This is a genomic window from Micromonospora sp. NPDC049301, from assembly GCF_040678715.1.
Classification (GTDB): Bacteria; Actinomycetota; Actinomycetes; order Mycobacteriales; family Micromonosporaceae; genus Micromonospora.
On sequence record NZ_JBFAQO010000013.1, the window covers coordinates 1 to 11,812 of the forward strand.

Annotated in this window: 14 protein-coding genes; 7 read left to right on the top strand and 7 right to left on the bottom strand. The window is 73.0% G+C overall.

All coding sequences use genetic code 11. From position 1 onward, the window contains the following. Nucleotides 1–58 precede the first annotated feature (58 nt). Both AB0K07_RS27840 and AB0K07_RS27845 read left to right on the top strand, forming a co-directional pair. Complete coding sequence (locus tag AB0K07_RS27840; RefSeq protein WP_363759804.1) at nucleotides 59–208, top strand: HTH domain-containing protein; 150 nt, start codon at nucleotides 59–61, stop codon at nucleotides 206–208. Nucleotides 209–259: 51 nt separating this feature from the next. Further along, complete coding sequence (locus AB0K07_RS27845; RefSeq protein ID WP_363759548.1) at nucleotides 260–823, top strand: hypothetical protein; 564 nt, start codon at nucleotides 260–262, stop codon at nucleotides 821–823. A gap of 26 nt (nucleotides 824–849) precedes the next feature. On the opposite strand, the gene AB0K07_RS27850 is transcribed toward AB0K07_RS27845, so the two are convergent. Both AB0K07_RS27850 and AB0K07_RS27855 read right to left on the bottom strand, forming a co-directional pair. After that, nucleotides 850–1,281, bottom strand: a complete 432-nt coding sequence (locus AB0K07_RS27850; protein WP_363759551.1) for a hypothetical protein — start codon at nucleotides 1,279–1,281, stop codon at nucleotides 850–852. A 78-nt stretch (nucleotides 1,282–1,359) separates the two neighbouring features. Continuing rightward, nucleotides 1,360–2,361 carry a hypothetical protein gene (locus AB0K07_RS27855; RefSeq protein WP_363759554.1) on the bottom strand — a complete coding sequence of 334 codons (1,002 nt, stop codon included), beginning with the start codon at nucleotides 2,359–2,361 and terminating at the stop codon, nucleotides 1,360–1,362. A 137-nt stretch (nucleotides 2,362–2,498) separates the two neighbouring features. Here AB0K07_RS27855 and AB0K07_RS27860 point away from each other — a divergent pair, with 137 nt between their 5' ends. The 5 genes from AB0K07_RS27860 to AB0K07_RS27880 all read left to right on the top strand — a co-directional run bounded on the left by AB0K07_RS27860 (nucleotide 2,499) and on the right by AB0K07_RS27880 (nucleotide 6,886). Next, on the top strand, nucleotides 2,499–2,894 hold the full coding sequence (locus AB0K07_RS27860; protein WP_363759557.1) for a VOC family protein: 396 nt from the start codon (nucleotides 2,499–2,501) through the stop codon (nucleotides 2,892–2,894). 118 nt (nucleotides 2,895–3,012) lie between these two features. After that, the gene (locus AB0K07_RS27865; protein WP_363759560.1) at nucleotides 3,013–4,191 is read left to right on the top strand and encodes an ATP-binding protein; all 1,179 of its coding nucleotides are present in this window, start codon (nucleotides 3,013–3,015) and stop codon (nucleotides 4,189–4,191) included. A 73-nt stretch (nucleotides 4,192–4,264) separates the two neighbouring features. Then, nucleotides 4,265–5,407 (top strand): hypothetical protein, encoded by a 1,143-nt coding sequence (locus AB0K07_RS27870; RefSeq protein ID WP_363759807.1) that lies wholly within the window; start codon nucleotides 4,265–4,267, stop codon nucleotides 5,405–5,407. Continuing rightward, complete coding sequence (locus AB0K07_RS27875; RefSeq protein WP_363759563.1) at nucleotides 5,380–6,093, top strand: response regulator transcription factor; 714 nt, start codon at nucleotides 5,380–5,382, stop codon at nucleotides 6,091–6,093. Before AB0K07_RS27870 ends, AB0K07_RS27875 begins: the two co-directional genes overlap by 28 nt. 70 nt (nucleotides 6,094–6,163) lie before the next feature. Further along, nucleotides 6,164–6,886 (top strand): hypothetical protein, encoded by a 723-nt coding sequence (locus tag AB0K07_RS27880; RefSeq protein ID WP_363759566.1) that lies wholly within the window; start codon nucleotides 6,164–6,166, stop codon nucleotides 6,884–6,886. On the opposite strand, the gene AB0K07_RS27885 is transcribed toward AB0K07_RS27880, so the two are convergent. The 5 genes from AB0K07_RS27885 to AB0K07_RS27905 form a co-directional block, all read right to left on the bottom strand. Continuing rightward, nucleotides 6,768–7,748 (bottom strand): DJ-1/PfpI family protein, encoded by a 981-nt coding sequence (locus AB0K07_RS27885; protein WP_363759569.1) that lies wholly within the window; start codon nucleotides 7,746–7,748, stop codon nucleotides 6,768–6,770. The genes AB0K07_RS27880 and AB0K07_RS27885 overlap by 119 nt on opposite strands. A gap of 4 nt (nucleotides 7,749–7,752) precedes the next feature. Further along, nucleotides 7,753–8,361 (bottom strand): isochorismatase family protein, encoded by a 609-nt coding sequence (locus tag AB0K07_RS27890; RefSeq protein WP_363759572.1) that lies wholly within the window; start codon nucleotides 8,359–8,361, stop codon nucleotides 7,753–7,755. An 84-nt stretch (nucleotides 8,362–8,445) separates the two neighbouring features. Next, entirely contained in the window at nucleotides 8,446–9,198 is a 753-nt protein-coding gene (locus AB0K07_RS27895) for a lysophospholipid acyltransferase family protein (protein WP_363759575.1), read from the bottom strand. A gap of 140 nt (nucleotides 9,199–9,338) precedes the next feature. After that, a complete protein-coding gene (locus AB0K07_RS27900; protein WP_363759578.1) occupies nucleotides 9,339–11,399 on the bottom strand; it encodes a glycogen debranching N-terminal domain-containing protein in 2,061 nt (686 codons plus the stop codon). Next, entirely contained in the window at nucleotides 11,399–11,770 is a 372-nt protein-coding gene (locus AB0K07_RS27905) for an SCP2 sterol-binding domain-containing protein (RefSeq protein WP_363759581.1), read from the bottom strand. Before AB0K07_RS27905 ends, AB0K07_RS27900 begins: the two co-directional genes overlap by 1 nt. Nucleotides 11,771–11,812 lie beyond the last annotated feature (42 nt).

An 11,812-nucleotide genomic window follows, 5' to 3' on the forward strand; every position in this document is an offset into this window, starting at 1 on the left:
CACCTCCCACCGTGAACGATGAGAGACAGCCTGCCGGACGAGTCCTCAGAACCGACGGATTACACGATCAACGTTCAAAGACGAGGCACTAGCCGATCAGTTTTCCGTCAGCGTCGCCACCGCATACCGCGCTGTGTCGCTCCTGCACGACCGGGACCTGGTCGTGGGGCAGCCCGGCCGGGGCGTGTACGTGGCTGGGGAGAAGTAGTCCGGGTTCACCGCCGATGGACTCGACGGGCCACGACTAGCATCCGTTCTCATGACTATGGGGATCGCCACGACGGAGGTGACGCGGCGGCGAATGCCCGCCCTCGTCGTCGGGTCCAGCCTGCTGTTGGTGCTGAGCGGCCTGGCACGGCTGGGGCAGGTGGCCGCGGAGGCGGTCAACCAGGACGCGTACCTGACGGCGCACGAGCGGGTAGGCACGCCGAGTACGTTCGCCGCCCTGCCGATGGTGTTCCTCATGGGCGTCGCCCTGGTCGTGTCGCTGGTCGCACTCGCCATCCTGCTGCTGGCGTTGGTCAACCTCGTCGGCAGGAACTGGACCCGGGTCGTCACCTGGATCATCGGCGGCGTGACGCTTGTGGTGGCGGGGTGTTGGCGGGCCCTGGCCCTGATCCCGGACCCGTCAGGAGACGTCCCGGAGGTGCCCGAGTGGGACAGCGTCAAAGCGGTCGCCGGTCAGTTGATACCCGCGTGGGTTGAGCCCGTGGCCACTGTTACGGGGCTCGTGGCGTCGCCGTCGCTGCTGGTCGCCCTCGTCCTGCTCGCCCTGCCGCCCGCCAACGCCTTCTACCGGCGGCACCACGTGGTCGCGGACTGACAAAGGACGCCTCCTTCGAACGGCGGCTAGACACCGCCGGCGCTGGTCCTATCCCCTCCGTTGGGGGACAGGTCGCGGGCGAGTTCGCCGACCAGCACCTTGGGCCGGCGCCGCAGCCACCAGGGGTCGGTCACGCCGAACGGCCAGCAGGCCGCACCGTCGTCGACGGTCACCTCGCGGAACTTCTCGTCCAGCTCATCCACAATGACCTGCCAGTTCGCCCGCACGGGCTCGGTGAGCAGGGGCAGCGCCTGCTCAAGCCATTCGCGGCGGCTCAGGTCATTCCGGTACTCGTCGACACACCAGTCGTAGCCTTCACGGATTTCCTCGATCAGTCCGGACCACCCTTCCGCCATCTGCGGAAGGCTGAAGGCCTGTCGCCAACCCCGTTCGCGCAGCACTTCCCCTACGCGTAAGGCAGATTGGTAATCCTCGCGGCTGAGGTTCTGGCGCTCCATCGCCCCATCATGCATCTGGCAGCAGACCGCCACGCCACCGCTGGCGGGATCGCTGAAAGAACCGGAGCAGCGGCTGACTCAGTCCCGACCCAGCAGCTCGGTCAGCGTGGCGTCGCCCTGCCCGAGCTGCGCCCGACCGGCGGGCGGCACGACCAGGAAGCGTCGGCAGCCGTCGAGCTCCACGTACCGGTCGGGCCCGGCGGCGCCGTCCGGTGGGCGCAGCACCGCGAAGCGGGACGCCGGGGTGGCGCACGCCGTCGCCGGTCCGGCGGCGGCCAGTGCGCGCAGCACGGCCGTCTGCCGATCGGGAGACAGCGGCCCGCCGTACGCGAAGTCACCCGCCGGTTTGCCGCCGTGCTGCTCCGACGGGGGTACCTGGTAGACGCAGAGACGCAGCGGCTCCGTGGCCGGGATCGTCGCCGGTGTGGGCGGTCCGGGCCGTCCCGCCGTGCTCTCCACCCACACCATGTCCGCCCACCGCTGCTCGCAGCCGGCGGCCTCGGCCGCCGGGGATCCGACCTGCCCGACGGTACGGCTGTCCACGGTGGTCAGCCGCAGCCCGTCCAGCGCCGCGCGCACCTCGGCGCGGGGCTTGCCGCAGACGTCGGTCGGCAGGTACGGGCGCAGCCACCGACCCCGCTCGTCGAGCAGGGCCAGCCAGGGCGGGACGACCATGTCGAGAGTGCAGGCGATCTCCCCGTACGTTCGCCGGTTCGGCAGGCGCAGCGCGGCGACCAGCGCGGCAATGTCGTCGGCGCGCCGCTCGGTGGCCACCTGCTCCGCACCGCCACCGGGGCGTGGTCGGGTCTCCCGGCCGCAGATCACGGCGGCGACCGGCGTGAACGCGGGGTCGATCCGCCCGATAGCCGGGTCGTCCCCGGTCGGCGCGGGTTCAGCCCCGTCCGGCGCGGGCAGCACGACGCCCGCACCGGCCCGCGGTGCGGCCTCGGCGCAGGAGGTCCACTTCTCGACGATCCGGGCCGGGCCGGGCTCGTCCCCCACCTCCGGCCCGACGCTCCCACCCGCGCAGCCGCCCAGCGCGAGCAGCGCAACCGCCAGTGCCGTCCGGCCCGAACGCATCGGCCCCACCACCCTCTCCGCCAGATGATGGGACGGGCGGGAACCGCTCCCGGTTCCGACGGCGACCGGGGCGGGTGCAGCTCACATCCACCGAACGCCGTGCGCGGTTGCCGCCCGACCGCCGGCATGATGGCCGAATGGCACATCTGGGACTGGTCGCGTTGCTGGTGCGGGAGTACGACGAGGCCATCGACTTCTACGTCGGCGGCCTCGGCTTCGACCTGGTGGAGGACACCGCCCGTCCGGACGGCTCCCGCTGGGTGGTCGTCCGCCCGCCGGGCGCCCGGGAGACGGCACTGCTGCTGGCCCGGCCGAGCACCGCGGAGCAGCGGGCCCGGATCGGTGACCAGACCGGCGGTCGGGTCGGCCTGTTCCTGTACACGGAGGATTTCGCCCGGGATTACGCCCGGATGGTCGCGGCCGGGGTGCGGTTCCTGGAGGAGCCGCGGCACGAGGCGTACGGCTCGGTCGCGGTCTTCGCCGATCTGTACGGCAATCGGTGGGACCTGCTCCAGCCGCGCAACACGGCGTGACTCATCGGCGACACTCCGGGCACAATGGGTGATTGCTTGCCATCGGCCATGTTATTCTCCGATGTCGATCTATGCCGTGTGGACCCGGACCGGGTCGTTGTCGGAAGGACACCTCCCGATGCCGGCCGTTGCCGCCCCCACCGCGCCGTCGCCCGCGCTGGACAATCCGGCCGGCGGCGCCTTCACCCTCATCTTCACCACGATGCCGGCGCTGCTGCGGCTGACCTGCGGGTTGGTCGGCGCGGTGGTGGCGCTGTCGGTGCGTACCCCGCCGGTCGAGCCGACCCTGCTCCTGCCCGGCGTGGCCGTGTTGACCGCCTGGTCGTTCTGGTACGCCGTCCGCGCGCTGCGCCACGGCATCACCCCGGCCCTGGTCGCCGGTGACGTCGCGCTGACGGCGGTGGCCTGCCTGCTCATCCCCCGCCTGGTGGCGCCCGGGGTGCTTCCCGGCGAGGGCAGCTGGATCGCGGTGCTGGCCAGCACCACCGTGATCAACGCGCAGGCCACCGCCCCGGCGCGCTGGTCGGTCCCGGCCGGGCTGCTGGTCACCGCCGCGTACGTCTCGGGCACGCAGGCGGCCGGCAATCCCGCCGAGGCCCGGGCGCACGCGGCCACCCTGCTGGTGCAGACGGCCTGCACGGCGATGATGACGGCGGTGATGCGCCGCCGGATCGGCCGGGCGGACCGGGCGTTCGCCGAGCACCAACGGCTGACCCGGGACGCGATGGTCGCCCGGGCCGCCCGGGAGGCCGAACGGCGGCAGAACCGCGACCTGCACGACACCGTCCTCGGCACGCTGACCATGGTGGGGCTCGGCGCGGTGCCCGGGCCCTCGGCCGCGTTGCGCGAGCGGTGCGCCGCCGACCTGCGTACCCTCGTCGCCCTGACGGACGTCGGCCCGGTGCCCGGCGACGGCCCGGTGCCGCTGGACGGGCGGCTGCGGACGCTGCCCGACCGGCTGCCCGCGCTGCGGGTGCACCTGGACCTGGCGTCCTGCGCGGTGCCCGCCGGGGTGGCCGACGCGATCACCGAGAGCGCCTACGCCGCGCTGTCCAACGTGGACCGCCATGCGCCGGGCGCGCACGTCACCCTGCGGTTGACCCGGGACGCGGTCGCCGTCGTGGTCGAGGTCGCCGACGACGGCCCCGGCTTCGACCCGGCCACCGTCCCCCCGCACCGGTACGGGCTGCGCGAGTCGATCCGCGGCCGGATGGCCGCGGTCGGCGGGCGGGCCGAGGTCCGCTCCGCCCCCGGCGCGGGCACCACGATCCGGCTGGAGTGGCCCGGTGTCGGCTGACCTCGGCGCCCCCCGCGCGGCGGCACCCGAGGAGCCGGTCCGGGCCAGGGCGCCGCAGCCGGGTCGGGCCAGCGTGCCGGCGCCCCGGGGCCCGGCGCCCACGGCGGTGCTCGCCGCGCCGGCGGCCGTGGCACACGCCTCCGACCGGGGTGCCCGGATCGTCTCCGTCGCGATCGCGCTGGCCTGGCACGTCGCGATCGGGCTGCCGGCGGTGCTGAACGCCCGCACCGAGTTCACCGCGCCGGCGGTGGTCCTCGGCGGCTGGATGCTGGTCGCCGTGGCCGGGGTGGTGGCCGGGGTACGGCTGCTGCGGGGAGCGCCAATGCCTCCGTGGCCACTCGCCGGGCTGCTGCTCGTGGTCGACGCGGCGGTCTTCGCCGCAGCGGGCGAGAGGCAGCTCTTCGCCGCCGCGAACTGGGTGTGGAGCACACTCGGCTGGTTCTTCGTGCTGGCGATGTGGGGCCGGCGGGTCACCGGGCTGGTGGCGCTGCTCGCCACGCACGCGCTGATCGCGCTGGTCGCCGTGCTCGGCCACGGCCACGACCCGGCCGACCTGGCCCGCTACGCGATGTACGTCTACGGCACCTTCTCGCTGCCGGTGGCGGTGTTCATGGGTGGCGCGGCGATCGTCGGCCTGGCCCACGAGCGGGCCGCCGCGGCGGCCGCCGTGCACGCGATGGCCGCCGAGCGGGACGCCGCCGAGCAGGGCCTGCGGGAACGCCGCGAGCGGCTCGCCCTGGTCGGCGCGGCGGCCGGGCGGGTGCTCGGCGAACTGGCCGCCGGGCAGGCCGACCCGGACGACCCGGAGGTGCAGCGCCGCTGCGTGCTGGCCGCGGCCCGGCTGCGCCGCCTGATCGCCGAATCCGACGACGTGCCCGACCCGCTGCTGCACGAGCTGCGGGCCGCCGCCGACCTGGCCGAACGCAACGGGCTGCCGATCGACCTGGTCACCATCGGCAACCCCCCGCCGCTGCCGGTGGAGATCCGCCGCCGGCTCGCCGACCCGCTCACCGGCATCCTCGCCGACGCTCGTGGTTGGGCCCGACTGACCGTCGTCTCCGGGCCGGACGAGGTGGTCGTCAGCCTGGTCACACCGGACCGGGAGGGGCCGGAGGCGACCGGCCCACCGCCCGGGGAGCACGACGACGGGCCGGTGCAGCACCTTCACGAGCGGGACGGGGACATCAGATGGGCGCAGACCCGGTGGCGGAGGTGACCGGCGACCGGCCGGTCGGGGTGGCGATCGTGGACGACCACCCGGTCGTGGTCGAGGGCGTCCGCGCCTGGCTCGCCATCGAACCGAGACTGACCGTGCTGGCCACCGGGGACGACCCGGACGAGGTGCTGCGGGCGGCGCCGGACGCCGACGTGGTCCTGCTCGACCTGCGGCTGCACGGCCGGATGGTGCTGGACAAGCTGGCCGAGCTGAGCGCCACCGGGCGGCGCGTGGTCGTCTACTCGGAGCACACCGACCCGGACACGATGCTCGCCGCGCTGGACGCCGGGGCGGTGGCGTTCCTGGCCAAGCACGAGGGCCGTGAGCACTGCGTGGCGACGGTGCTGGCTGCGGCGAACGACCGCCCGTACGTGCCGCCCGCGCTGGCCGGCGCGATGGTCGGCGACCCGCGGCCGGACCGGCCGATGCTGTCGGACAAGGAGCGCGAGGCGCTGCTGCTCTGGTTCCAGTCGATGTCCAAGGCGTCGGTGGCCCGCCGGATGCAGATCAGCGAGCACACCGTGAAGCAGTACGTCGACCGTGCGCGGATCAAGTACACCCGAGCGGGGAGGCCGGCCGCCACAAAGGCCGCGCTGCTCGCCCGGGCGATCGAGGACGGCCTCGTCCGCCCGGAGGAGATCGGCATCTACCGGTCACAGGCGACGCACGACCGGCCGACCCCCTAACGGGTGTCATGACACCGGCCCCCGGATCCGCGAGGCTCGACGGACAGCCCAGCTGACCGGGAGGTCGTGAATGCACGCTGACGCGTCCCCCTTCTTCATCGGCCCCCACCGCTTCGACGCGCCGGACGACGATGCGGGGCCGATCCTGGACCGCCGCTACGCCCTGCGACCGGCGCCCGGCGAGAAGGTGCTCGGCCGGTACCGGTTGCTCGTCGCGGGTTACCTGCTCGGGCCGACCGAGGCACGGCGTGGCTGGCGGCTGCCCGGTCCGGTGTCGGTGACCGTCACGGACCAGCGGATCTGCTGGGTGGGCACCGGGGCGCAGCTGTCCCTGGTCGCCGACGAGACACCCCCGCACCGGCCGGCGGGTCGGCTGGCCGGCCTGATGAGCGGCCAGATCCGCTGGCAGTGGCCGTCCCGGTTGGAGCTGCCGCCGGCCGGCGCGGACGGGCCGGAGCAGCTGCTGATCGTCTGCGACGCGCTGCGCACCATCCAACAGCCGGCACTGGCCCTCGGCGGGCCGGGCGGGGAGGTCACCACGCTGGCCCGGCAGGTCCGCCGGGCGGTGGCCATGTTCCGGCTCACCCACCCGCAGCTCGTCGACCTCTCCGCGCAGGAGCGCGACGTGCTCCTGCTGCGGGCCGGCCCCGCGCTGCTCGCCGGGGCCACCCGGGTCACGCTGCCCGGCTCACTGCCGGTGGAGTTCCGGTCCCGGGAGGACTACTACCGTTCGGGGCCGGCGCCAACCTCGTGGAGCGGGCTCGCAGGCGGCGCAGCATCCGGGCGTCGGTGAAGCCGACGCTCCGCGCGGCGGCGTCCACCGTCGCGCCGTGCCCGATCAGGTGCTCGGCGCGTTCCACCCGCAGCAGCTGCTGGTAGCCGAGCGGCGTGAGCCCGGTGGCTCCGCGGAACAACCGGGTCAGCGTCCGTTCGGCCACGCCTCCGGCGGCCGCCAGCTCGGCCAGCGGCAGTGGTTCGGCGTACCGGCTGTCGATCAGGTCCTGCACGCGGTGCACCGCGTCGGAGAGGTGCGAGCGGTGTCGCATCATCGCGCTGGCCTGCTGCTCGTGTCCGTTGCGGCGCGCGTAGACCACCAGCGTGCGGGCGATCCGGGCGGCGACCGCCGGGCCGTGCCGGGTGGCCACCAGGTGCAGCGCCACGTCGATGCCGCTGGCGATGCCCGCCGAGGTGACCACCCGGTCGTCGACCACGTACAGCACGTCGCGGGCCACCAGCGCCGCCGGGTGCCGGCGGGCCAGGTCGTCCTGCACCTCGTGGTGGGTGGTGCAGCGCCGGCCGTCGAGCAGCCCGGCCCGGCCGAGGGCGTACGCGCCGGCGCAGACGCTGGCAACGGTGCCGCCGGCGGCGTGATGATCCGCCAGCCGCCGCAGGTCGACCGGGGAGACCGGCCCCTGCGGCCCGTGCGCCGACGGCCGCCAACCCGGCACCAGCACCAGGTCGTCCGGGGTCAGCTCGGGCCACCGGGTGTCGGCGACCAGCGGTACGCCCTGCACGGTGGGCACCTGCTCCCGCTCGGCGACGTAGTGCAGCTCGTAGTCGTGGCCGAGGTCGGCGGCGCTGGAGAAGACCTGGGCCGGCCCGGCGAGGTCCAGCAGGTGCAGCTGCGGGACCAGCAGGAAGACGACCCGGGTCACCCCGTCAGCTCCGGGCGCCGGTCAGGGTCGCGCCGGTCAGCTCGTCCACCGTCCGGATGGTGGCGAAGCGGCCGGCCAGCGCGTACTCGGTGCGGGTAACGATCTCCTCGGCGGACAGGGTGCGCGGGTCGGCGAGGATCTCCTCGACCGTCGCGGTCTCCGGCACGGTCCAGTGCGGGATGGGGAAGGTCAGCGTGGCGTCGCTGACGAAGGTCATCCGGTAGCCGAGGTCGGAGCCGACCCGGGCGGTGGTCTCGACGCACTGCTCGGTACGGATGCCGCAGACGGTGAGGTCGTGCACGCCGGCCAGGGTGAGCAGTTGCTGAAGGTTGGTCGTGGTGAAGGCGTTGTGTGCGGTCTTGACCAGCGTCGGCTCGCCCTCGACCGGGACCAGCCCGTGGATCAGCCGCACGTGCCCGAGGGCCGGGTCGAACACCCCGCCCGTGCCGGGCTCGGAGTGCAGGACCCAGACCACCAGGTCGCCGCGCTCACGGGCGGCGGCGACCAGCCGCTGCACCTGACCGACGAGGTCGGGGTTGGAGCCGTACGCCCAGATCGGGCGCTGGCGGAAGGACTCCTGGACGTCGATCACGACGAGTGCTGCTCTGTTCATGGCTCCGATCCTGGCCGGACGACGGCCGCGACGGCAGACACCATCCTGCCCGGATGCGGAACGATCCGGCCACCGCCGGGGTCGTCAGGCGCTGGGGGCGCGGTGCTCGGCGGCGGCGTCCAGGGCGGCGGCCTCCTCCGGCGTCGGCGCGCTGCCGCCCAGGTGCGCCGGCAGCCACCAGGTGTCCTCCGGGCCGGCCGGCGCGTCCGGGTACTCCCGCTGGGCGCGGTCCACGAGCGCGCTGAGCCGGGTGGTCAACTCGGCGGCCAGCACGTTCGGGTCCGGATGGTCCGCCGGGTTGATCGGCTCGCCGATCAGGATGGTGATCGGCGTGTGCCGGCGGGTGAGGGTGCGCGGGCGTCCCTTCGTCCAGAGCCGCTGGGTGCCCCAGAGCGCGACCGGCAGCACCGGCACCTTCGCCGAGCGGGCCATCCGGACCGTGCCGCTCTTGAGTTCCTTGACGGTGAACGACTGGCTGATCGTCGCCTCGGGGAAGACACCGACCACCTCGCCGCGCTTGAGCGCGTCGACCGCGGCGCGGAACGAGGCCGCGCCGGCCTGCCGGTCCACCGGAATGTGCCGCATACCGCGCATCAGCGGACCGGAGATCCGGTGCGCGAAGACCGACTGCTTGGCCATGAACCGGACCAGCCGGTGCGACGCGTGCGCGCCCAGCCCGGCGAAGATGAAGTCGAGGTAACTGACGTGGTTGCTGGCCAGCACCGCGCCGCCGGTGCGGGGCACGTGGTGGGCACCCTCGATGGTGATCTTCAGGTCGAGGACCCGGAACAGCGTCTTGGCGGCGGCGATAACGGGCGGGTACACGAGCTCCGGCATCCGCAGAATCTACCCCGCCGCCCTGGAGATCGGCTGAGTGGCGACGAGTGGTTCTGCCCTGGTCGGATCATCCTGGCCGGCGCGCCACGTACCGCACCGACCCCGGCCGGCCCCGACGGGGACCGGCCGGCGCTGGTGGGTCAGTCGGAGACGTTGCCGACGTCGAGCCGGCCCCGGGCGAACGCGTCCACCCGACCCCAGCGGCCCGGGATGTCCAGCACCTCGATCCGGCCCATCCCCATCGGCAACCGGGGATCAACCGCCAGGTGCCCCTCGTGTGGCTCCAGGCCGAGCATCGTGCGCAGCAGCAGCAACGGCGTGCCGGTCGACCACGCCTGCGGGCTGCACGCCGTCGGATACTCCACCGGGAACTTGGTCAGCTCGCGCGGGTAGCCACCGAACGCCTCCGGGAGCCGCCCGTCGAAGTAGGTGGCCGCGTCCAGGATGCCGCTGGCGATGGTGGCGGCCTCCTCGGCGAAGCCGTACCGGCGCAGACCCCAGGCGATGAAGGAGTTGTCGAACGGCCAGATCGTGCCGTTGTGGTAGCCGATCGGGTTGTACCGGGCCTCCCCCTCGGCCAGCGTCCGCACCCCCCATCCGGTGAAGAGCCGCGATCCCACCAGGTGCTCCGCGAGCTTCGCCGCCCGCTCGGGTTCGACGATCCCGCTCCACAGCAGGTGCCCGATGTTCGAGCTGAGGACGTCGCACTGGCGGCCGTCCGGGTCCACGGCCAGCGCGTAGTACTCGCCGTCGGCCACCCAGAAGTCCCGGTTGAACCGCTCCTTCAGCTCCGCCGCCTCCCGCTCCAACTGGTCGGCGAAATCCGGGTCACCCCAGAACGCCCGGGCCATCCGGGCCGCCCGGATCTTCGCGTCGTACGCGTACCCCTGCACCTCACAGGTCGCCCGGGGAAACGGCGGCAGGGTGCCGTCGGAGTAGGAGATGGAGTCCCAGGAATCCTTCCAGCACTGGTTCTCCAGGCCGGTGTCCGTGTTCCGCCGCTCGTACCAGATGTAGCCGTTGCCGACCAGGTCGGCGTACGCGTCGATCCACCTCAGCGCCGCCCGGGACTCCTGCTCCAGCTCCTTGACCAGCACGACGTCCCCGGTCCACCGCTCGTACTCGTCGAGCAGCACGAGGAACAGCGGCGTCGCGTCGACCGAGCCGTAGTACGGCGAGTGCGGCTGCTCCTCGAAGGCGGCCGTCTCGCCGTAGCGCATCTCGTGCAGGATCCGGCCGGGGTCCTCGTCGCGGAAGTCGTCGAACCGGCTGCCCTGCAGGGCGGCCAGGATGCGCAGCGTGGTCTTCGACAGCTGCGGGGTGAACGGCAGCGTCTGCAGGCAGGTGAGAATGCTGTCCCGGCCGAACATGGTCATGAACCACGGAAGGCCGGCAGCCGGCAGGGTGGCGCCGCCGAGCGACAACGGCGAGAAGCGCAGCGCCGCCAGGTCGATCAGGCTGCGCCGGTACGTGCTGGAAACCCGGCCGTGCTCGCTGTTGACCTTGGGCGCGTTCGCGATCCACTTCTCCAGGTCGTGCTGGAGGGCGAGCCGCTCGTCGCCGTGCACCCGCAGCCCGATCCGCAGGTCCCGGTCCCCCGGGCCGACCGCGTGCGTCTCGACCTCGATCGCGGTGTCCCACTGCTCGTTGGGTTCCAGGCGGACGGTGTACGCGAATCCCCTGCTGTCGTAGCGGGGGGCCACCGACGAGGAGATGATGGTCTCTCGCCGGAAGTTGCCCCGGCGGTAGCCCAACCGCAACCGGTCCGCCTCGACCTCGCTGTAGATCTCGCCCTTCTTGTTCACGATCTCGTCCTTGACCTGGAACAGGTCGGCGAAGTCCGACGCCGCCTCCATCCGGATCTCCAGGTCGACCGGCTTCTCATCGTGGTTGAGGATCGTGATCTGCTCCCGGAAGCTGCTGCCCACCGCCCGCTCCCGGATGATCGACAACTTCGCGTCGATGTAGTGGGTGGCCACACCCGGCACCAGGAAGAACCGCGATTCGAAGTACTGGAGGTCGTCGAAGGAGAGTGAGTTGAGCCGCTCGCCGTTGACGGTCAGCACCCAGGTGGACAGGAACCGGGTGTCGATGGAGAACAGCCCGGTCGGCTCGCTCGGCGTCGCCTCGATGTCGCCGGTGTCCTCGCAGACGACGAACGTGTTGCCGTCCAGGATCCGGATCGTGTTGCTCTGTCCCATCAGTGCACCTCCCCCGCGAATCGGCGACGCGGCCCGCGGGCGTCCGGGGAGCCCGGGAAGACCCGCTCCACCTGCACCACCAGCCGGGCGTCACCCATCACCGTCATGTCCCCCCGCAACAGGGCGGCCAGGCCGTGTTCGCGGCCCAAGGCGATGTCCTCGAAGAGCGCCGGGGTGGTCCCGATGACCGTGTCCGCCTCCCGGTCGTCCTGAGTCACGTTCACCCGGCCGCGGTCGATAGTCAGCAGCCAGTGCCGGGTCTGCGCCCCCTCGTGCAGGTCGATGCGCACTGTTCCCGAGGTTTTCGCCAGCAGGGGTTCGTACTCCCGCCGGTCCAGATCCTCGAAGAACCTCGTGGTTGCGTCCACCATCGGGTCCACTTCTCCTCCCCAGTCGCGCCGCCCGGGATCCCG